This is a genomic window from Chryseobacterium oleae (assembly GCF_900115055.1).
GTDB classification, from domain to species: Bacteria; Bacteroidota; Bacteroidia; order Flavobacteriales; family Weeksellaceae; genus Chryseobacterium; species Chryseobacterium oleae.
This window is the reverse complement of sequence record NZ_FOVD01000011.1, coordinates 26,908-50,032: the sequence shown is the minus strand read 5'-3', so window position 1 is coordinate 50,032 and position 23,125 is coordinate 26,908. Positions and strand designations below refer to the sequence as shown.

The following is a 23,125-nucleotide window of genomic DNA, read 5'->3' as shown; positions in this document are numbered from 1 at the left end:
CTTATTTAACTTTACTTATTACAACTTTACCATCTCTAATTATCTGAAAACCACCATCAAGAAATACTTCTGTATAATTCTTAGCACCTTCTTTTCCTGCCTGAAAAATCATTTTTGAACCATTAAGACCAGGATATACATTTTTAGCACCTTCTCCGACTAATTTAATTATTCTATCATCTGTTCTTGTTTTATCTAGGATTTTAAATACACTTTCTAAGTGATTTATAGTTGCTTCTTGCGAGGTAAGAGATTTAGTTTCAATATTTGCTGCATATTCCATAAACATTCCAAGTCTTTCTGTCCAACATGTATTATGCACCAAAACCCCTTTCTCAGAAACATAATAATTATGGTTGTCTTTTACTTCAAAGTTATAGACTTTTACTTTCCCGTCCAAAAACTTTATAGATTCTATAGGAGAATTTTTTTGATCTAAAGTGGTAAGAAGCATTCCTTTGGTTAAGTGTTTAGCTTCTATCCAGCTTCCCTGTACATAGAATGGATGTTCTGGTGTACAAGTAATTTCTGTTCCGTTTACGGAGATTTTCACCAATGAAGAAGAAGTATTGTGGGATAATTCAACTACTTTTTTCAATTCTTTTTTGCCCGTTTCCTCATTGTAGCTCCATACAAAATCACCTTCTTTAACGTCTTCAATCTTTTTGTTTCCGTTTTCAGTTGCTACCAAAGTTCCTTCTGTAAAGCAGATCTTGATCAGCCCGTTGGAAATTCTGCCCAGTGGCCCACAGACAATACGGCTTAATCCTGCAGCTCTCCATCCAATAGCTAAAACCTCACCACCTAACATAGATGCAGGTAATTCAAGGAATAGAAAATTCTCAACTGAGGCTACACTCTGTGATGCTTTGGAATTAAGAATATAAGAACCCATATTACTGCTGTTCATATCATAGGTAGCTTGTCCTAAGGCGCCTGTAAACTTGCTATACATCAGAAGGCTGTTAAACCCAAGATTATCAGAATTATTCCAAGTACTGGCTGTTCCTCTTGCGTTGATAATGACTGGCGCTAGGGTATATGTTCCATCACCCATCGTAAATGCTCCATCAAAACCTACGGAAGAACTATAAGCCAGACCACTGCCTCCGTAATTACTTTGTCCGCCTCCGCCATCATAACTTACAAAACCTCCACCATCATTTGCCCAAAAAGAGTTAGTTCCATTTGGAGTATTTTGCCAAAATGAATCAAAGAAGTCCATACTCACCCTGCCATCCGGATCATATTTCATCACCGGATTATTCATAACATAAGCATAAGGAGAAGCAAAGTGATAGCTTTCTGAAAGCTGGTCCATACCATTCCATCTGCCCAATTCCGGCATATATTGTCTCCATCCGTAATCCAGCATACCACTTTCCTGAAGCTCTTTGCCGTTATATTTTTTGCGGTAAGCATTAGTTACCAAAGAAGAAGGACTGTGCCTTAACCCGAAGGGATAATAGTGATTTTCATCAATAATCTCTGCGCTTCCACTGGCATTCCTGGCATAACTTACTCTTATATTTCCAAGATGGTCAATATAGTTATAAACATATCTTTTTTGAATATAATCATAATACCCCTCTTCATTGGACAAAAACTGGAGTCCATCATCCTCGTACTGAAAACCACCCAGATACTCTGTAATTCTCTTGATCTCCATTTGTGTTCTGTTGGCAAAATAGGTGTATTCTGCTTTCAGTTTTGTTCCGTCTGCACTATAGGTGTATTGGGTGTTGTAATTTCTTTTTGCAGAAACACCGTTCTCTTCCTGGATGATATAGGACCTATTATAAATGACAGAAGAAGGAAGGTTAAGATGATTATATTTCATCTGTAATATTCCCTTGTCCTTCTGACTGGTCATATTGCCATTACTATCATAATCTATAGGGTTTCCGGATACAGAAGGATACCCCGCATAGTTTTGTGAACTGTCCGATACATTGCTTAACCTGTTGCCATCATACGTATAAGTAAGGTCATCTATAGCTATTGCAGTACCGGAAGGAGAGTTTGCGGTCCTTTTTAGAGTGGTAATATTTCCGTTTTTGTCATAATCCACAATCTCATTATATTCTTTGAGATAAGGGTTGGTTTCATTCTGGTAAAAACCGGCTCGCAACCTTTCTGCCCCATCATAACTGTAACCATATCTTTTCAATACATTTTCACCTGAAATTTTCCAGTCTACTTCTGAAATACTTCCATTATTTTTGGGTTTTACTTTCAGTCCTGGGTAGTCATTGTTAGGGGTTTCTGCTCCTTCTACCGTATTATACTTTATTTTGTAGGAGAAAAGCTTGCTTCCCATATTATTTATATCGGCAGAGTTGATTCCAGTAAGCCATCCCCTAATGTTATAAGTATAATCTATACTCTGCAGATTATTGCCCACTTTCTTATTAATAACCTGCCCTAAGTCATTATATGAATAATCGGAAAGCAGCTCTTCCAACGCACCATCAACCTGTTGATAGTGTTTAAGTAAATATCCCTGCGGACTGTAAGTATACCTGTCTTTAACCGTTACTTCTGTATTGGCCGTATTTTTTGAATGGTATGTATAAGCCAACTGAGTCTTACCTGTAAAGTCTAATAAAGCCTCAGTTTTTGTAAAGCCACCCAAATGATTTTTACTGTAGGTTCCAATAGGTCTTCCCAATTGATCATACCATACAACTGCCGAAGACCAGCTGTCATTTTCAATATTTTTTACGTAGCTTGCTGTAGGAAAAGTTTTGATGTCCCTTTTAGACGACAAGCCATTTGAAATAATAAGAGAGGGAACTGAACCCAGGACTGGGTGGTTTTGTATCTGATCAGGGCGTTGAGGTGTACCTTCAGGGTATTCATCATAATAATTTACAGACAAAAGCTTTACCCATCCAACACCAGGATAAGTACCATTAGGGTCATAATAGACGTCCATTCCTTCCCTGTTAAAGAAAGCATCTGAAGTTCTAGTTACATTATTAGTTCCGTAAGCTTCTGCAATGCCCTGCTCAGTATTTCTGCTTCCACCTGAATTAATTCCGGTAAATGCAATTCTTCCAAAACTGTCAAATTTCGTGTACAACCATTGTTCATTTTTCTGAAGATTGGCATCCTGTACCGCTACTATCCTGTTTTGCTTATCATACACAAAATATTCCCAGCCTTTTCCAGGCAGCTTCTTTTCTGCAAGCCTGTTGTATTTATCATATAGATACACGTAACATAGGCTGCTCAGCACCGGCTGAATTTCTGCATCCGTAGTGATGACAGCTGCCTTAGGAGGAATTATAAAAGAAAGATTCCCAAAATCATCATATACATAATAAGTATCAAGATTTTCAATAGTCCCGGTTTCTTTAATATTGATTGTTCTCACTAAAATAGTCTGTCCTAATGAATTGGTAAAAGAAAGAGACTCATTTCCGTCTTCATCTTTAACCACTGATTTATATAACGTATTGGCATTGTAATATCCATTGGTTGTATATGTGTCATTGGCTGCAAAACTCAGTCCTGCATCATTGAGCTGTGAAGAAGCGTTCCATGTAATTGTAGCTTTGAATCTTTTCACTTCATTGGCTGAATTGGATAAGAACTCAGCTTTTTGTGTATGACCTCCGCTAAGCTGCCATTCTGTTCCTGGTGCTGCATTTTTCTCAATTCTTCCCAATGGCGAATTTTCGTAAGCTACTTCAGAAAAGGCGTTGGAAACATTGTAGTAAGTATTGACTGAATTTTCTCCCACATTAGGCATATAGGCGCCATTTTGTGAATCAACAGGAAGAGGTAGATAGCTTTTTGATGGCTTTCCCAGATGATCATAGGATACAGGGACTACAACATCTTTTCCTGTTGGAGACCCCTTTACTGAAATGTTCTGAATATTTCTTCCCAATCCATCAAAGTACTGAACCGTCTGCATCTGCTTAGCACCAGTTTGTTCGCTGGTAACCGGCTCTAGATAGGTCCTGCTGTAGGTATAGTTTTCCGTATTGGTCAAACTCTGTGCATAAAACAAAGCTGACATAAGAAAGTATATAAGTATTGATGTTTTTTTCATGATCTCTGTTTTTATGGCTGTTTCATATTGTATTTGTACTCCTTAATAATATTTCCGTTGACATTAACAATGGCTTGTAGCTTATTGTTTCGGTCATACTTATAGATCTCTCTCATGCCATTAGGCGGGGTAACCGTTGTAACTCCGATCAAAGGATCATAAGTATAAGTGGTAATCAGGAATTTTTTTAATGCAGTATTAGTTCTGAAAATATCTAAAGTATTAATAAGATCAGTCTCGGAAGCCTCATCTTTATCAAGATTGGATTTTGATATGATTTCATCTGCAAGACCTGCTATATCAGTTAATGAGGCACCTTCTATCTTAGCAATAGGCATTGTATCGTTATATCCCCATATGATTGTTGTCGTGATGCCCTTTCCTGTACTTTCATCTGATACGGCTGTATACTGACGAATATTATCCTTTGTGTCGTATTGATCATACTTTAATGCTGTTTTTGTACTATTATCATTTGGATTTATAGAGTTCACAGATGTTGGTAGAAGATTGTTATTCTCAAATTTAACCTGTGAGGACGAGATAACTTTTCCATTTTTTTTCTCAACAGTCTGAACGGAATTCGAAATAATATGGGCATTTTCAAGTTGGGTATAGCCAGAAGTTCCCGTTGGATAGGCAAACTGTTTTTCTATGATATCTCCATCTGCTGTTGTTTCTATTGTTTTTTCAGGCTGAAAATTAGAAACATTGATTACAGATTCTCTTTTATTTACAACCAATCCCCCATTTTTCATAAAGTCTTTATTGTCTGTAGAAACTTTTTTTACGTAAGCGGGTTTTGAAGTATATGGACTACTTTTGATATAAAACTGGTATGTATTGTCACTATACTCTCCAAAATCATAAGTAAAATTCTGAGAATTTAACAGCTGGTTCTGCTCATTATAGATTTCTTTTTTTGAGATCAGTCCTCCTTTGGTAATATTATAGTAAGGATAATACCATTTGGGGTATAACTGAGTTCCCCCATTCATATATTTAGGATAATCAGTGGGAATAATGTAAGTTGATCTTATGTATCCATTTTCAGGTTCAGATACTTTTACATTCTTATACATGATATAAGGCTCGTTAGCAATGTCAGTATCTGTTTCGTCATAAAAAACAAAACCGCTAGAACCTGTTCCGTCTTCATTATCATAATTGTACATATATGTTTTTGCAGGAGTGCTTTCATTAATTCCTGTATATGATTTCACACTTTTAAGACGAGGCCCCATAAGAAGTGTTTTTCTAACATTCCGATATGGAGGGGGAGAAGAAACATGCATTTCATTCAGTATATAACTTCCGTAACCTTTTCCTGTTCCCGTTATTTCTATGGTGTAAGTTCCGGGGTAGCCTTTATATGTTTTATCTGTTTCACCTGCTCCAAAAGTACAGCTGGCACCGTTTAGAACTTCTCCATTACTGTTTTTAATTTTAAAGTTGGTATAAAATGGTTCGGAGCCGGGTATAGGATTATTCGGATCTGGGCTCTCTGTTGATGGCTCCATCTCTTCATGATAGCCAATATCAACAAAGTTTAACCTAAAAGTTACCATTTTCCCAAGAGGTCCAGTAACCGTAAAGGTGTAAATGTTAGATTGTGTCGTATCATAAGGTTTAATTTGGGAACTGACACTCTGTAGATCGGGATTTACAAAATTGGTCAATAACAAATCTTTGTATTCAGAAGTATTATGATCTTCAAAATATTCATGATATCCGTAATCATAACTTGTCACACCCCCTGACGGAGTAATAATCTTTTCTAATACGTTAACGAATTTATAGTTGTTATAATAATAGGAATCTTGATAAATAATGGAATAGTACTCACAGAGGTTGTTTCCATAGTCATTAAAAGAAGGAGCAAGTGTAGATTCTTGATTATATATAAAAGAAGTCTGTTCAATTTTTTGTTCATTTTTATTATTCTTTATAATAGAAGCAAGTAACCTTTTTTTATCTTTAACATCATAAGGATGTCCTGACTTTATATAGTTAAAAGTGTAGGTGTTGATAATTTGATCTAGTGAATTTTTCAAGGTAATTTTCTGTAAACTATATAAATCATTTGGAGTTTCCGCCAGACTTTCATCAAACTGGTAATCAAGAATAACCTTGCCCAAATCAGTTTCTATAGTTTTCAGTTTACAATATTGATACAACAGCACTTCTGTTGAAGGAATTTTTTTAGATCTTTTGTCATAAATATAGGATGCAAGTATCCTTCCTTTTGGGCTTGTTATTTTACTTAAAAAGTAAGCTGATTTATATCTGCTTCCGCCGTCTAGACCTCCATAATCTCTTGTTTCAGAGTCGAAATCATTAAAAATAAATTGATAACCTTTGCCGTCTGTAATGGTAAAGTTCTTAATTTTTAAAGTGGCATTATTGCTTTCTTTTTCATATTCGAATTTCAAACTGTTTGGAGACAGATTAATGAGGCTGAATGTATTATTGATCGTATCCCTTTTTATTTGAAACTTCCCTGATGCTCCTGGCAAATTATAGTAGTAATAATCGTCAAAAATATTTTTTTTATAATTTGGTTTATTGATGTCATCATAGGTTTCATCCAAGAGATCAACTACTTTTTTATATATTACACTTCCTCCGAATAAAGTCCATCCTGCTCCTACATCACTTGCTGGATAATAAATATTTTCAACATGCATGGGATTATAACTTAGGCTAAAACCACTTTTAACGTTTTCATCCTGCATTGGGACGTCTATTAACGGGATATTAATGTTAGGAAGGCCAGTTATCTGATTAACAGGGCTGTCTGCATAAGCAGCCATAGAAGCCATAGCAGGTGAAGCTATTGGAGATGAAGTTCCTTCACCTAAACTCTGCTGGCTATATAAATTTGTAACTAAAAATATCAGAAAGAAAAATATGTATTCTATCTTCCAATTAAATGTATTCATGATTTGAGTTTTTATTTCTTAATTAATTTTGCATTTGCCGTTTTATTCGTATCCGTTTTTATCATCACCAGATAAGCCCCCTGAATCAAATTCTGAGTATTGATCTTCGTCACTTTATTCTTCGTCTTCAAGCTCTGAAGCTGTCTTCCACCCATATCATACAGCATAATATCTGCTTCTTTAAATTCAAAGCCTATTTCTACGTAAGCATAGTCTGAAACCGGATTCGGGTAGATCTTGATGTCTTGTTTTTCAATTAATTTATTGATCTGGCTGTCTCCAAGCTTTACAATCTTCCAGTTCTCTTTTCCAAGCTCTTCAGCGCTGGTTCCTGCCAGAATGATAGAACCATCCTTATTTAATTTAATATCTGAAAGTCTTTCTTCTTTCTTCCTGGATTCTCCTTTCACATATTTTCTCCACTCTTCATTTCCGTCCTGATTCAGGTACAGCATCCAGAATGTTTCATCATCTGTTTCTATCCTTCCTTCTGCCTGCGTATAACCGCCTAAAAGAATCCCTTTTGAAGATTTGTCATCTGCTGAATGAAGGACACTCATTCCCATCAGGATATCCCGGTTCTTGAAATTGAAAGATTTCTGCCATATCTCATCACCTCTTTCATTTAAAGAAATAAGCCAAAGGTCTGTTCCTTCTTCAATACCTACCGTTTTGTTTCCTGACCTTTCAGATCTGGATTCTCCACCAATTATATATCCTGCTGATGTTAGGGCTAAAGTTCTGATGTGATCATCACCTTTTCCTCCAAAGTTCTTTTCCCATTCTACTTTTCCGTTTTTGTCAAGCTTGACGATCCAGTAATCTCCCTCTCCGAAATTATCCGTAGACTTAGCGGTTCGGGATACAGGATATGAGGATGCCGAAGACGACTTATCTGTGGAACCCGAAGCGCGGATCTCGGAACTTCTCGAGTAAATTCCCAACAATGCGCCTCCATCTTTCGTAGTAATCATCTTCTCCACTTCGTCCAGACCTTTTCCTCCCAAAACAGTTTCAGATAGGATTTTTCCGTTTTTGTCCAGTCTTGAAACCCAGACATCTTTTGAACCGTACCCTTTAGATGAGTTTTGAACATTTCCGGCGACAAAAAATCCAAGATCCGTAGTTTGAATAACTGACCTGGCTTCCTCATCAGAAGAACCTCCCAATGTTTTCTGCCAAAGCTCATCTCCGAATTCATTAATTCTGATCAGCCAGATATCAGATCCACCTTTTGAATCTTCTTTTTTATCCAGTCCTTTCCCGGAATAAGAAGTTCCGGACAGAAGGAAACCTCCTTCTTGAGTGGCTACAGAAGCTGACAGATAATCGTGATTCTGTCCTGAGAAATATTTTTCCCAAACCTGCTCACCCTGCTGATTGAGTTTAATTAAGTGGAAATCGTAGCCGTTATTTTGCTTACTACCTTCAGTCTGAAGCTTACTCATTTGAATCGAGCTTCCCGAAATAAGATATTGCTGATCAATAGTTGTGGTAATCTGACTTAGAAAATTCTGCGTAGAAGACTTAATCTCTTTTTGCCAGGCAACATCCTGTGCTGACACACCTAAAACTGTACATAAAGTATATGCACCGAAGTAAAGTTTTTTCATTCTATGTTTTCTTTTGAGTAAGTATTAATTTTAATTTTGCGAATTTAACATTTTTTAACATATATCTTGTTTCATATTAAGGTGATTTAATATGAATTTTATCACTCATCTGTGTGTTTTCTTTTTAATTTTTTGACTCTTTTATGCAAATCTACTAGTGCAAAGCGACAAATCATGTCGCATTTGCTTCAATTAGAGAATTAAATACAGAAAAGCAGAGGAAAGTTTTTATACAAAAAAAAAGACACAAAAATTATTTGGAATGCCTTGAGAATTATATAGAAGAAAAAAATAATTTAAACTAAAAATCTACGCGAATGCTTCCCACAAATAGAAAAACTTAATGATGGTTATAGGGTGTCAGAAAATTTTAAAACAAAAATTTCATGTCTAAAGTACCAACCCAAAAAGTCTCACAGAGCGAAGCAGCAACTTTGTTAGGACGTCAGGACTTTCAAAGTTGCGAATGAGCTCCTAACTTCTTCATGTAGTTTATTTTTTCCGCAACTATTCCAGCTTACGCTACTAATAAACACTGATTTAAAGTTGAATATGATTATGTCCTATTGGTAGTATGAGGAATCAATTCTAGAAATATTTAAATTCCTTAAATATAGATTTGTTTTTTTTCAATGCATTAATCTCTCTAATTTCGTAGTGATGTTGCATTTTAACAAGCAGGCCGTAATTTTTAATTCATAATTATTTATAGAGTGAAAATAGTTGCAAATCATTAAGAATGCTTTGACATTTTTTTGATCATAATTAAAAAATTAGCTACGTGAAAATTAAGAAATCTTTACTTTTCAAATTCAATTCTTATTTTAATAAGTTTATTTATTTAAGCTTATTTTTAAGACTTCACTAATTACTGCAAACTCTTTTTCTGCCTGCTTTTCATTTTTAGGAATTTCTTTTCTGAACTCTAAATCCGGAGAAACTGGGATTATATAATCTCCCTGTTCAATATATAAATTTACTTCATAATCATTTGAAACTTTATATACAAAATTAGTTTCATCTACTTTTTCAAAGCCTTTTTGAAAAATATAGTTTTTAAATTCAAAATTTTCCTTTTCCATAACCGTTTTTGTTTATAATCCAAATGTAAGTTAAAAACTTTTACTATAAAACAAGAAATATCTTATTTCATAATCCTCTATTAAGTTTAGTTGTGTAGACATGTTTCTAAGTAATTACATATTTGTACTAATTTTCTGCTTTAAGGATTAAAATAAAGAGATTTTGTATATTTTTTTCATAAACAGTGCTTATATTTATAATTCTAATAACTAAACAAATGTCTTGTATTGGAATGAAAAAACATAACTCATAAAATGCGCATTGTACATTTATCGGATATACATTTATCTAGGGAAAATCTAGACGATTTACAGAATTACTATATTGATGCATTAATTAAGGATCTTAAATCATATCAACCGATTGATCTAATTGTGATATCAGGTGATATGGTTGATAAAGCGGGAGATTCTTTAATTAATGACGGCCATACAGATCCTTATCAAGTTTTTGAAGAAGAGTTTATAGATAAAATCGCTTCGGATCTACCTTTTGATAAAAGAAACGTACTATTCATAGCAGGTAATCATGATATCGAAAGAAAAAAAATTAATAGAATTTTAGAAGCAGGGCTTTTACAATATTCCAAGAGTACAGAAACACTAACAAAGATTTGTAGGGAATTTAGTAAAAACCATACTTTTCTCAATCTTGACAGAATGGAAAGATATTTAGCATTTGAAAAGAGATATCATGCAGAATCAATTGCTAGCGGTAAGTATACATATTCTGAATTTGAGTCTACATTTGTATATGAATATGGAGATATTAAAATTGGAATTGGTTTAATAAATGATTCATGGCGTTGTGGTGAAGGATTAGTTAAAGATCACTTTTTCGATTTAGACCAAATTGATAGATGTTTATTAGAGTTTAAGAAAGCTAAAACGCATTTTAATTTTCTTGTATGTCACCATGATTTAGAACATTTACACAAATCTGAAAGAAGTAAGTTCGAGGACCTTTTATATAATACTGATATCCATTTTATATTAATGGGACATGAACATAGTACACGTATAAACAAATCTGAACGAGTAACAGGCAAAGAAATTGTATATTTTAGAGGAAGGTCAACTTTTGACAAACCAGAAGAAAGAGAATCAGAGTACCAACCAGGATACGGAATAATTGATATAAATATTGATTCAAAAAATATTTCTGGTACCTTCAGAAAATTCATGAAGAAAAGAAGAGAGTTTGATTCAGATCTTGAAGATGGGCACGGTATTGTTATTTATACTTTTTCTGGCGACGAACATACTAATAAATTAAATAAAATAAATAAATCAGACCTAAAGTTTGAATAATCATGAGTAAGAATTATTATGAACAAAGGTATGTCTTAGAAACACCAGACAGTTTTGAAGACTTTTTCTCATATGTAAATGAAAGTGAAAGGAGAATCCTTGTTGATTTTCTTGACGATACTGATAGAATTATTCTTTTGGGCAATCCTGGTATTGGCAAGAGTGAAGAATTATTGCAGCTTGTTGATTTATTATGGGAGAGAAAAGATAATACGGGTTGCTATCCAATTTTTATTAGTATAAAAAGTTTTAGAACCTCTGTAACTATTGAACAATTGATTAATAATTTAGACTTAAATCAATTTCCAAAATTCATATTAATATTTGATGGGCTTGATGAAATTTCAAATATCCAGGATTTCATTTCAGAACTCGATCTTTTTTCACGAAGAATAAAGAACTTAGATTATAAAATTCTTCTAAGTTGTAGAACCAACATCTATGAAAAATATATCACGAGGCTTCCAGATTTTAAGGCAGTTTACTTAGATAGCCTGAATGACAAACAAATTAAAAGCATACTTTTAAATAAATATGGTCTAGAGATTGATTTCGATAACATTCATAAATTACAAATTTATTTAGAGAATCCATTTAATTTAGATCTTTTCGCCGAGTATTACAATGAGAAAAATGACTTTCCTAAAACCCAGCAAGAGATATGGGATTTATTTATTTTGAATGAATTAAAAAAGACAAAAGAAAATTTAAGAAAAAGATATATTATAGATATTTTTCATACAATAAATTGTTTAGAAATAGTATCTATAGCTAATGAATTAATGCAACAGAACTTTATTGAAGAACAAAATTTACTTGATTTATTAGGATATAATGATAAACAATTTTTTGAAGAATTGTCACTTATTCAAAAAAACTCCAATTCTAACACACTCCAATTTCGTCATAAAAATTTCCAAGAGTTTTTTGCCGCAAAATATCTTTCTAAATTGACATTTGAAGAAATTTTGGATTATATTAAAATTCCAAAAATAGATAGAATCAAACCAACTCTTTTTAATACACTGACCTTTCTTTTAAATATCATAGAAAATAGCAAGTATGAATTATTAAAAGATTGGCTTCTTAATAATGAACCTGAACAACTTTTTTATGCGGAAGATAATAGAATTTCTTCAGAACTTAAAAATGAAATCTTTGAAAACTATTTCAAAGAAGTATGTATAGAAAAGGGTTTTTGGCTGGGTATATCGTCAAAAATTCCAATAAGTAGATTAGCAAATTTTGCGCAATTAGACTTCCTAATAGCTCAATATACCAATGAGCAAATTATTGACAGGGCAAGATTGTCAGCGCTCAACATCTTAGCATACAAAAAGATTCCTCAAGAACGTATTAATGAGGTGAAAGACATGTTAATTTCAGAACTATACAAACACAATGATCACTTTAAATCAGAAATATTAAGTACCATCAGAATGCTTAAATTTCACGAAAATGATCATGAATATTTCGAGAAAATTAAAAACGATTTCAAAGGAATCCAGTCTAGAGAAGTTTTACATGAACTTATAGTTATGTGTAGTGATAAAAATGATGTAGACAGTGATTTTACGACAATCTTAGAAATTATAAAGAATTATTTCAACCAAACTAACGATAATGTTCTTAGAGGAACAGGCATGTATGTAGAGAAAATCCTTTTAAATCTTAATGATTTAGAGTCTATCGCTAAATTATTTATGGTTTCGTTAAATCCTTTAAACGATTTTGATTTTGATACTCTAAGAAAAAAAGATGTAGAAGAGAAAATTATTGATAAGATCAAATTGTCGGATAATTCAGATGATTTTGTAATCAAAATAATTGACTTTGTATTAGATAATGAATTATACTACAATGAGGAAAACTTATTAACAAAATTTGTCAATGTAATTAAAAATAGAGAAAGGGTTCTAAAACATATCATTGACATACATGGTTTACAAACCAAGAATTTTTTTCTTATTGCAACTTTAATACAAGAAAGTAGTATTGAATACTTAATTGAAAAATATCAAAACAAAGAATTAAACATAGAAAATAATCGTGATATCTCCTATCTAAGGAATTGGATATTCAGTGACAATAGAGAATTAGCACGTGAATTCGAACAAAAATTCACCGAGATTGGCTACATCTTCGAAATGCAATTGAAAACAGATAATGAAATCGCAATAAGTAAAATTGAAATTGAAAGCCTTATTGAAAATAATGCAAAGATTATTTTTGATAAAGAAAAACTTAAAGTTGCAATTGATGATCTTTTTAACCAAAATAATATTGAATTGTTAAGTTGGGAAAAGTATTCACAAATAAGTACTAAATGGTATAAAGAAACAAACTATCATTGGTTTCGAAATTCTGTACATGACTTAATAGCAAAAGCATTAAGATATAACAGAAAACATGATCTCTCAAGAGATCAAATATATTCCCTGATTGAAAATAACCTATTTATGCTTTCATTCATAAAAGATGCAGTAAAAGGGGACCCCAAAAAAAATGAAGAATTAAAAAATCACCTAAGCATAGTTAATGAACTAGTTAGTAATTTAACTTCAGAAACAAATTTATTAGATATTATAAAATTTAATGAAAATAATACGTATACATTAACTTCCAATTATACAGCTTTAGAAAATATCTATTATTTTGATTTCAATTTTGGAATACAAAACTCAAAAGAATTCTATTTAAAAACCATTCAATTTTCAGACATTCGTAATTGGAGTAATGAAAACATGTTAGATTTTATAAGATTGAGAGTAGATGATGATCAGGCATTTAATAATAAAATAATATACAATATAAAAAATGAAAAACTTCTTTTTTCACCGTTACAAAAACATATTGAACATGCAATTGATTATAGATTATCAGATGTATATTCTAAAATTGGAGAGCTATTATTAAATAATCCGAGTCTACTTTCTAAAAGAGCATTACAAGCTTATTTTGAATTAATTGACAATAATTTAGATTTCTTGAAGAATTGTTGTGCTGATATAAATTCAAATTTGTGTTGGAATGTAATTGATATAATTAAAGAAAAACATTTAGATACTGAATTTATATTATCAATTGCAAGGAAATACTTAACGTCAGAAAAAAGTGATTATTTATCAAAAGCATTAAATATATTATTTTATTGTAATCAAGATGATGCTATTAGAATATATTTTAATAATATTAAAGAAATAGAAAAAAACCTGAACGTTAGAGATGATGGCTTTCCAATTGAAGATGTTCTTTACTATAATAATTTAAATGAAATTCCAATTTTAAAAGACTTTTTTTACTTGATTTATGAAAAAGAGAATCAGGATCCATTTTATCTACATTATGCACGTAGATTTTTTGAAGATATAGTAGCTGTTTTATCTTCTTTTGAAGAAGGATATGATAAAATTCAAAATGTCTTTAAGGAAATCAGAGATTTACTTTCACCAGAACAACTTGTATTCTTCTATGTAAATTCTATTTTAGAAATTTCAAATAATTCAAAGATTAATAATTCAGCAAAAAATATAGACTTTGAAAAAGCAAAGAAGATGTTAAAAGGCTAAATATTTTTATTATTCTTAGTGATAGAAAAATCTGTACAAGGCTTAAAATAACGATGTAAAGTAGAAAAACTCTGTAAATCATTAATAAAATGATTCGATATTTGTTGCTCTGGGTCTACAAACCATTCTTTTTTAAGGATGGTTTTTTTGTTTTTAAATGATACAGAGAATACGGTCCGAAAAAGTTGAAATCATTAGGACAGAAAATGTAAAAGCTGGTCATCTTTGTCGCACAACTTCATATTCCGATCATATAAAAACCCCTCTATAAAAATATATTCATTCTTAGGGAGGGGGTGTTTTCAATTATAAAATTCTACTTCAACAGACTTCCGGCAGGCTGCTGCTGCGTCACACAATGGATCATTCCGCCATTTTCATATAAGTTTCTCACATCGATTCCAATGACTTTTCTGTCAGGATACTGCTCCTGAATCATTTTATTGGCTACTTTATCGTTGGGATCACCATAGTTCGGAACCAAAACCACTTTATTGGCTACATAGAAATTGATATAAGAGCCTTTTTCTTCCAGCTGCTTTCCGTAAGCGGTTTTCACTTTATTTTTTGTAGCCGGCAGGTATACTTTTTTGTACTCTTTTCCATCCACATTGGTTGCTGAGTAAAGGGTATTGATATCTTTATCGGTAAGACCCATTTCAAAAAGACCGTCCTCGTCCATCGTGATCATGGTATTGTGGTTGATGAATTTCATAAAACCGTCGATGTGCATATCGGTCACATCCAGTCCGGTAACCCCATCAAGCCAGATAACCTTGGAAACGCCGTAATACTTTTCAAACATTTCTTCAGCTTCCTGTTGCGTAATTCCTTTCGTTCGGGTAGCTCCTCTTTTCTGACTGATCACAGAACTTTTACAGGCCATCAGAACACCATTTCCATCGGTTTCTACGGATCCGCCTTCATTCACCATTTCTTCGTTCAGATCAATCACTTTAATGCCCAGATCCGCTCCTATTCGCTGAGGGATTTCATCACAGTTTTCGGAATCATATTTTCCTCCCCAGCCATTGAACCCCCAATCTTCGATGAGTACACGTCCGTTATTATCTTTCACGAAAATAGGTCCGTTATCTCTTACCCAGACATCATCGGTAGGATATACTTTGAAATCAACATTTTTTAAAGGGATTTTATTTTTTTCCAGCAGATCGGAAATTCTTTTCTTTTCCGTATCATCATAAGCAATGATGTGAACTTTTTCCCCGGACTGAAGCTCTCTGGTCATGTCGATCCACGTCTGCTCTATTCGTTTCCGGTATTCAGCGCCGTGCTGATGATGGTGTGGCCATTGCAGCCAGGTTCCTTCGTGAGGTGAAGATTCTTCAGGGAAGTGATACGTCTGTGCCATACAAAATGTTACATTAAATAAAAGGGTGAGTGCGAATAATTGATTCATATCATTAAAATTTTTTTCCAATAAATAATCCGAAATTGATATCGGTTTCGAAAGTACTTCCGGTCTGGGAAATATTGCTCCCTATCCCGAACTGCATTTTTTTGCTGTTTTCCAATCCCAAGCGTATGATCTGGCTGCTGGCCTGATGTTCCTGAAAACTGAAATCAGATTCCACCATCAGCATGCTGTAGAAATTAAGCTTTTCATTCAGCTTAGGCGTGTATTCCAGTAAGGTGTAAAGTCCCAATCCTGCTTTTCCGGTATCCAAAGAATAGGTAACAGCTGGAAATAAGTTGATTCCTAAAGTTCTGGTTTCTTTTACAAAAGCCAATCCCAGTGAAGGCATTACATCTTCGTCTGAAATATAAACCCCGGCGGAAGCACCCCAGTTGCTGCCTACATAATAATTAAGGCTCTGATACACTGCCGGACTTACTTTTCGTGTTTCATAATCATAGGAAGCTGTTCCGGAAGCGAAATAATTCCATCTGTTCTTAAAATCTTTATCATAAATTCCCAACACCTCAGCTTCTTTATTTCCGCCATAAGCCTGGATGGAGATCTGAGATTGTGCATAAGATGAAATCAATACAATAAAGAGTAATACATTTTTTTTCATTCTGTCCTGTTTTTCTAAAATTTTACGCGATAAATCCCATCAGTAGGGTTATTTATCTGGGGCAAAATTAGATCATCAAAAAAACAAAACTTGTCCTAAAAGGACATCCTTACAAATGCAGCGGAAAATAAATATGGGTCATCATTTCTCCCTTTTCAGACTGCATATGTTCTTCTATAACATCTGAATTATCCAGCAAAAGTTCTGGTTTAGTGAGCCAAAAGCGGTAAAAGGCCCGGTAGGTTTCTAAAATATTTTCAAAAGATCCGTAATGCGTAAACCGGATGTATTTCCCTCCAAAAATTTCTGTTTGCTGAAATCCTGAAGCTCCCGGCGCAGTATTTAGTATCGCTGCTCCATATCTGCAGTGGGAACGGTTGGTGATCAGCGGCTGATCCCGTATAATTCCGTAAGCAGGAAAAGAATCACCGTTTTCCTGTTCAATGGTAGTCCACAAATCGTCAATCTCCTGATTGTTGTAATCTTTAGCCTTGATGAATAGACAATACACAGAGACAGCATCCTTGTATTTGATCTCATACTGCAGGTCAATAGCATCACTGTCCAGAAACTCTTTAAAAATCTCCTGCTTCTGACTTCTGGCTTCTGCGGGCGAAATATGATATTGTTTTTTAAACGCTTTTGAAAAAGACTGGATATTGAAATAGCCGACTTCCCATGCAATATCAGAAATCTTATCAGCAGTATAGATCAGTTTTTTATAGGATTTTTCCAGCCGGAGTCGTTTTTGAAATCCGGAAATGGTTTCTTTAAAGATCTTAAAAAAAATCCTTTGAAAATTACGGTAAGAATATTGGGAAAGATGCTCTATTTCATCAGCAGTGATCTCCCTGTCGAAGTTTTCTTCGATATGATCAACAATCTTCTGTATTTCATTAAAACTGATCTGCACGGCTACATATTTTACCAATTAATCCGACTTAATTCCAGCTGGGTTTATGATTTAAAGATAAGGCATTTAAACTTAGTTTCTGTTTTATCCGGATACAAAAAAAGGACAGATAAAATCCATCCTTTTATATTATTGTAACAGGTTTGTTCTGTGAATTATTTTGCTTTATATATTTTAAACATTAAAAACAGGAATGCCAGCCATATCGGAATTAAAATCACCTGAATTTCCATACCTGTGATACTCATTAATACCAAAATAGTCAGTAAAAATACGATGCAGATATAGTTCGAAACCGGATAGAAAATAGAAGGGAATGAAGTTTTCACCCCTGCTCTGTCTTGCTCTTTTCTGAATTTCAAATGCGTATAACAGATCATCAGCCAGTTGATAATTAATGTAGAAACTACCAGAGCCATTAAGTATTCAAATGCTTTTTCAGGAACCAGTTTATTGATGATAATACAGATTCCTGCAAAACAGGAAGAGATCAGAATTGCATTGGTAGGAACACTATTTTTATTAAGCTTCTTTAAAAATTTCGGTGCATTTCCTTGCTGAGCCAATCCGAAAAGCATTCTGCTGTTGCTGTAAACACTGCTGTTGTACACGGATAAAGCTGCTGTCAAAACGATCAGATTAAGAATATTGGCAATTAAAACATTGAACTGGATCACCTTTCCGAATATGTTGAATTCAAATCCATTTAAGTTTTGGAAAACCATCACAAACGGGCTTGTCCCTTCTGTAATTTCTCTCCATGGGCTCAATGCAAATAAAATAACCAGAGCTCCTACATAGAAAATCAAAATCCTGTAAATAACCTGATTAGTGGCTTTGGGAATCGTCTTTTCAGGATTTTTAGCTTCTGCAGCAGTAATCCCAATCAATTCCAGCCCTCCGAAAGAGAACATGATCATTGCCATAGCAGCAAAGAGTCCTGAGAATCCGCCTTCTCCTTTATTAAAGAATCCTTTGGGGAAAAATCCGCCGTCGTTCCACAGATTGGAAATACTCGCTTTATCGCCTCCGGTACCGCTCAACAATAAGTAAATTCCGAAAACAATCATCCCGATAATCGCGACCACCTTGATGATGGAGAACCAGAATTCAGTCTCTCCGTAGACTTTCACGGAAGCCAGGTTTAAAGCATTAATGACGATAAAAAAGAATAAACTGGAAACCCAGAGGGGAATTTCGGGCCACCAGAAGTGAATATAATGTCCGATAGCCGTCAGTTCGGCCATACTTACCAGAATGTAAAGAATCCAGTAATTCCAGCCGGAAGCAAAACCGGGAAAATTCCCCCAATATTTATAGGCAAAATGACTAAAACTTCCTGAAACAGGCTCATGAACCACCATTTCGCCAAGCTGACGCATAATAAAGAAGGCGATAATTCCTGCTAAAGCATATCCAAGAATAACGGATGGTCCCGCCAAAACTGCTGCCGGACCGATCCCTAGAAACAGTCCCGTTCCTATGGCTCCTCCGAGGGCAATTAATTGAATATGTCTGTTGGTTAATCCTCTGACAAGAGACCCATCATTGGACTCCGTTTTCTGTTCGCTGCTCATAAAATCAATTATGCCCTAAATATATAAAACTTTAGAGAAATTTGCCTTCTGTGAAGCGGTAAGAACCTTCAAAAGATTCAGTTTTAAAGAATTAAAAAGTAAAAACGAAGTATTTCTTTATAAATATTCCTCCGGAATTGAAATATTATTCTTTTTCATGTACTCTAAAAGCGACTGATACCGGTCTTCAGTCCCGTCATTTCCGCATTTGTGTGAAATGCTGCAGATATCGGAAGGCTTAATTTCCAGAATATCTGAAATCTTCGTGAGGATATCGAGATTGATCTTCACTTTAGAATTTTCAATATCCGAATAGGCCTTTTGGGAAATGCCCATTTCAAAAGCCATATACTCCTGCGTAAAGTCTTTGCTTCTACGGATTTTCCTGATATTTTGGCCACATACTTTCATCGTTTTTGTTTTAGTAGTTTTCGGTATAGTTTAGAAGGATACCTACTAGACTTACACAAAGTTAATAAATACCTTTGGCAAAACATTATACACGTTACATGATATTTATTTTTTCATCCAGATCAAAGTCACTGCCTTCTGATTTCAGAGGATAAATATCACTTCCGTACAACAACAATTGGAATTATGGAGACGCAAAAATTCAATTATGACAATAATATTGTCAGAGCATTCTTGTATGCTACTATCGTATTCGGGCTGGTCGGCTTTCTGCTGGGACTTTCGGCCGCACTAATGCTTTTCTACCCTGAGTTGCCTGAATTTTTATTCGGGACAGATGATACCACGATTCAGAGTCTGAGAAGCGGAAATATCCAGGGACTGATCAACACGCAGGGTGCCATGGGATTCGGAAGGATCAGAATGCTGCATACGAGTGCCGTTATTTTTGCTTTTGTATGTAATTCTTTCTTCTGCGGTGCGTATTACAGCATGCAGAGACTTTTAAAAACAAGAATGTACAGTGATATACTTTCATGGATTCATTTCTGGAGCTGGCAGCTGATGATTGTTGCTGTAGTGATCACATTCTTAATGGGAATCAATACCTCTAAAGAATATGCAGAACACGAATGGCCGATTGACATCCTGATTACCTTCTCATGGGTTATTTTCGGAATCAATATGTTCGGAACCATTGCGAAAAGAAGGGTAAGACATCTGTATGTAGCCATCTGGTTCTATATCGCAACCTGGATTGCTGTGGCGATGCTGCATATCTTTAATAATCTTGAAGTTCCCTTATCATTCACAAGCTGGAAATCCTATTCTGTATATGCCGGTGTAAAAGATGCACTTGTACAGTGGTGGTACGGTCACAATGCCGTAGCATTTGTACTCACAACACCGGTACTGGGTCTGATGTACTATTTCATGCCGAAAGCGGCACAGCGTCCTGTATTCTCCTATAAATTATCCATTATTCACTTTTGGTCGCTGATATTCGTATACCTGTGGGCTGGTCCTCACCACCTTCAGTATACGGCGCTTCCGGCATGGGCTCAGGCCGTAGGTACGGGATTCTCAATTATGCTGATCGCTCCGTCATGGGGAGGAATGCTGAACGGACTTCTTACCTTAAGAGGAGCCTGGGATAAAGTAAGAGAAAATCCTATCCTTAAATTCTTCGTCGTAGCAATTACCTGTTATGGTATGGCTACTTTCGAAGGACCTTTATTAGCTACTAAATCTTTAAATAAAATCGGGCATTACACCGACTGGGTCATTGGGCACGTACATTTGGGTGCGCTTGGATGGAATGGTTTCATGGCCTTCGGGGTAGTGTATTATCTGATTCCGATCATGTGGAGAACCCCATTATGGTCTAAAAAATTAGCCAACTGGCACTTCTGGCTGGGAACATTGGGAATTATCTTTTATGCGGTTCCGATGTATATCTCAGGATTCACCCAAGGATTGATGTGGAAACAGTTCAATCCGGACGGAACCCTATTGTGGAAAAACTGGCTGGATACAGTGACTGCGATCATTCCTTACTTTAAAATGAGATTCTTAGGAGGTCTTCTTTACCTTTCCGGAGCTATTTTAATGGTAATCAATGTGATTAAAACCGTAAGATCAGGTTCATTCCAGAAAAACGTTCCGGCAGAAGCTCCCGCATTGGCAGATATCGGGACTGCAAGAAAAGAAGGTGAAGGCGTACACCTTTGGCTGGAAAGAACACCAAAACTATTATCTATCCTAGCTTTCATTACCGTAGCAATAGGTGGATTAATAGAAATCGTTCCGACCTTATCATTAAAACAAAGTGTTCCGACGATCACGGCTGTAAAACCTTACACACCGCTTGAACTGGAAGGAAGAGATTTATATGTCCGTGAAGGATGTAACTCCTGTCACTCCCAGATGATCCGACCTTTCCGTGATGAAATCGTGAGGTTTGAAGGTAAAAACGGACAGTATTCCAAAGCGGGAGAATTTATTTATGACCGACCGTTCTTATGGGGATCCAAGAGAACCGGACCGGATCTTCACAGAGAAGGTGGCAGAAACCCGGATTCATGGCACTTTAAACATATGTACAACCCGAGAATTACCTCTGCAGGTTCCATTATGCCGCGTTTCCCATGGCTGATCACGAATCAGCTGGACCGTACTCAAATGGTGGCCAAGATGAGGTTAATGAAAAATGTTTTCGATGTTCCTTATTCAAAAGCGGAAATAGATTCTGCCGGACAATGGGCCGACAACCAGTCCAAAGCGATTGTACAGAGAATTTATTCTGAAGCTACCGATGTGAAAGATCAGATGGAAAAAGAAAAAATGGCAAAAGGAGCATCGTATGTTCCGCTTGAACAGAGAGAAATTGTAGCCATGATCGCTTACCTGCAAAGATTGGGTACCGATATTAAAACGACACAGATCCAGACCGCAAGTGCTGAGTAACCTATAAAATTGTACTGCAATGAAAAAGAGAACCCCCATTTCAATATATATCGGAACAACGATAGGCTTAACGATCATGGCGTTTGAAATGTTCGCCGGAGATTCAGGTTATTTTTCCTCGCCGTTTTTCTGGGCGCTTATTCTCATCGCTGTCATTCTTCTCCTGATCATGAACTCGATTGGAGATCTGGTGGAAAATGAGAGTTTCAACAGGCTGACAGATGAGGAAAAGAAAGAATATTTAGCAGAAAAAAATATTCCATATTACCAGAAGCTTTGGAATTCTGCATTCAAGAAACAGTCTGCTACGGAAGAAAAAGACATCCTTATCGATCATGGTTTTGACGGAATCACGGAGCTTGACAATTCATTACCGAAATGGTGGATCGGTCTGTTCTGGTTCGGATGTATATTCTGTGTGGTGTATCTGATGGCTTTTGCCTTCACGGAATACGCTCATCCGGAAGCTGAATATGACAAAGAAGTGAAAACCATGCTGGCTTCCATCGAAGAATACGAAAAAAACGCCCCTCAGATCAATCTGGAAAATGCAAAATACAGTGCGGACCATATCGCTGAAGGTCAGGAATTATTTAAAACCAACTGCGTAACCTGCCATGGTGACGGTGGAAAAGGAGGTATCGGACCAAACCTTACGGATACCCACTGGATCAATATCAAGGAAAAAAGTCTGTTTAAAAATGTCTTCTGGATGCTTGAAAACGGCTCTCCGAATAATCCTACGATGCGTCCCTTTATCAAAGACGGAACTATTACAGGAAGAGATGCTGAGAAGATTGCAGCGTATATCTATCACATCAACCAGGAAACCGCTCCTATCACTCCGGCTCAGGGCGGTGCCACTGCTCAGGGTGAAGAAGTGAAATGGGAAAACGGAAACAATTAGTTTTAATAGTCTGGAAGTTTGAAGCAGGAAGAGGGAAGTTTTTGAGGTTGAAAAGCAGATCTACAGCACAACTTTATTAATTTTTTTTTAGCCAAATCATCAAATTTTAAAACAACTGCACAATATGAACTTCCAGCCTCCCTCTTCCAGCTTCCAACCCTTATTAATAATTAACAAAAATTTATTATCTCCATATATTCCTTGCCCCCTTTGAAACCTATCTAACATTTGA

13 protein-coding genes are annotated in these 23,125 nt (G+C 35.1%); 4 read left to right on the top strand and 9 right to left on the bottom strand.

The features are described from left to right. Position 1 precedes the first annotated feature (1 nt). From BM143_RS22895 to BM143_RS22880, 4 genes are all read right to left on the bottom strand, one after another. Entirely contained in the window at positions 2-4,063 is a 4,062-nt protein-coding gene (locus BM143_RS22895) for a DUF6443 domain-containing protein (RefSeq protein ID WP_090027605.1), read from the bottom strand. Positions 4,064-4,074: 11 nt separating this feature from the next. Beyond that, positions 4,075-7,005 (bottom strand): hypothetical protein, encoded by a 2,931-nt coding sequence (locus BM143_RS22890; protein WP_090027603.1) that lies wholly within the window; start codon positions 7,003-7,005, stop codon positions 4,075-4,077. 11 nt (positions 7,006-7,016) lie between these two features. Beyond that, entirely contained in the window at positions 7,017-8,618 is a 1,602-nt protein-coding gene (locus BM143_RS22885; RefSeq protein WP_090027602.1) for a T9SS type A sorting domain-containing protein, read from the bottom strand. A gap of 833 nt (positions 8,619-9,451) precedes the next feature. Next, positions 9,452-9,700, bottom strand: a complete 249-nt coding sequence (locus BM143_RS22880; protein WP_090027600.1) for a hypothetical protein — start codon at positions 9,698-9,700, stop codon at positions 9,452-9,454. A 255-nt stretch (positions 9,701-9,955) separates the two neighbouring features. Here BM143_RS22880 and BM143_RS22875 point away from each other — a divergent pair, with 255 nt between their 5' ends. Further along, positions 9,956-11,011: a metallophosphoesterase family protein gene (locus tag BM143_RS22875; RefSeq protein WP_090027599.1), complete on the top strand. Its 1,056-nt coding sequence runs from the start codon at positions 9,956-9,958 to the stop codon at positions 11,009-11,011. 2 nt (positions 11,012-11,013) lie between these two features. Beyond that, positions 11,014-14,580 carry an NACHT domain-containing protein gene (locus BM143_RS22870; protein WP_090027597.1) on the top strand — a complete coding sequence of 1,189 codons (3,567 nt, stop codon included), beginning with the start codon at positions 11,014-11,016 and terminating at the stop codon, positions 14,578-14,580. Between the two features lie 316 nt (positions 14,581-14,896). Here BM143_RS22870 and BM143_RS22865 read toward each other — a convergent pair whose 3' ends face one another. From BM143_RS22865 to BM143_RS22845, 5 genes are all read right to left on the bottom strand, one after another. Beyond that, a complete protein-coding gene (locus BM143_RS22865) occupies positions 14,897-16,000 on the bottom strand; it encodes an agmatine deiminase family protein (RefSeq protein ID WP_090027709.1) in 1,104 nt (367 codons plus the stop codon). Positions 16,001-16,004: 4 nt separating this feature from the next. After that, positions 16,005-16,619 (bottom strand): hypothetical protein, encoded by a 615-nt coding sequence (locus BM143_RS22860; RefSeq protein ID WP_090027596.1) that lies wholly within the window; start codon positions 16,617-16,619, stop codon positions 16,005-16,007. Between the two features lie 109 nt (positions 16,620-16,728). Continuing rightward, the gene (locus BM143_RS22855) at positions 16,729-17,532 is read right to left on the bottom strand and encodes an AraC family transcriptional regulator (protein WP_090027707.1); all 804 of its coding nucleotides are present in this window, start codon (positions 17,530-17,532) and stop codon (positions 16,729-16,731) included. Between the two features lie 155 nt (positions 17,533-17,687). Continuing rightward, entirely contained in the window at positions 17,688-19,109 is a 1,422-nt protein-coding gene (locus tag BM143_RS22850; protein WP_090027594.1) for an amino acid permease, read from the bottom strand. A 117-nt stretch (positions 19,110-19,226) separates the two neighbouring features. Next, positions 19,227-19,520, bottom strand: coding sequence for a helix-turn-helix domain-containing protein (locus BM143_RS22845; protein WP_047452397.1), 294 nt, complete (start codon positions 19,518-19,520; stop codon positions 19,227-19,229). A 186-nt stretch (positions 19,521-19,706) separates the two neighbouring features. Between BM143_RS22845 and ccoN the strand changes: the two genes are divergently transcribed. Next, a complete protein-coding gene (gene ccoN, locus BM143_RS22840) occupies positions 19,707-21,986 on the top strand; it encodes a cytochrome-c oxidase, cbb3-type subunit I (protein WP_090027592.1) in 2,280 nt (759 codons plus the stop codon). Positions 21,987-22,005: 19 nt separating this feature from the next. Continuing rightward, entirely contained in the window at positions 22,006-22,893 is an 888-nt protein-coding gene (locus BM143_RS22835) for a cbb3-type cytochrome c oxidase N-terminal domain-containing protein (RefSeq protein WP_090027590.1), read from the top strand. The last annotated feature ends 232 nt before the right edge of the window (positions 22,894-23,125 follow it).

Coding starts and splice junctions, on each gene's coding strand:
- BM143_RS22895 (WP_090027605.1), bottom strand. CDS start 4,063: ATGAAAAAAACATCAATACTTATATACTTTCTTATGTCAGCTTTGTTT.
- BM143_RS22890 (WP_090027603.1), bottom strand. CDS start 7,005: ATGAATACATTTAATTGGAAGATAGAATACATATTTTTCTTTCTGATA.
- BM143_RS22885 (WP_090027602.1), bottom strand. CDS start 8,618: ATGAAAAAACTTTACTTCGGTGCATATACTTTATGTACAGTTTTAGGT.
- BM143_RS22880 (WP_090027600.1), bottom strand. CDS start 9,700: ATGGAAAAGGAAAATTTTGAATTTAAAAACTATATTTTTCAAAAAGGC.
- BM143_RS22875 (WP_090027599.1), top strand. CDS start 9,956: ATGCGCATTGTACATTTATCGGATATACATTTATCTAGGGAAAATCTA.
- BM143_RS22870 (WP_090027597.1), top strand. CDS start 11,014: ATGAGTAAGAATTATTATGAACAAAGGTATGTCTTAGAAACACCAGAC.
- BM143_RS22865 (WP_090027709.1), bottom strand. CDS start 16,000: ATGAATCAATTATTCGCACTCACCCTTTTATTTAATGTAACATTTTGT.
- BM143_RS22860 (WP_090027596.1), bottom strand. CDS start 16,619: ATGAAAAAAAATGTATTACTCTTTATTGTATTGATTTCATCTTATGCA.
- BM143_RS22850 (WP_090027594.1), bottom strand. CDS start 19,109: ATGAGCAGCGAACAGAAAACGGAGTCCAATGATGGGTCTCTTGTCAGA.
- BM143_RS22845 (WP_047452397.1), bottom strand. CDS start 19,520: ATGAAAGTATGTGGCCAAAATATCAGGAAAATCCGTAGAAGCAAAGAC.
- ccoN (WP_090027592.1), top strand. CDS start 19,707: ATGGAGACGCAAAAATTCAATTATGACAATAATATTGTCAGAGCATTC.
- BM143_RS22835 (WP_090027590.1), top strand. CDS start 22,006: ATGAAAAAGAGAACCCCCATTTCAATATATATCGGAACAACGATAGGC.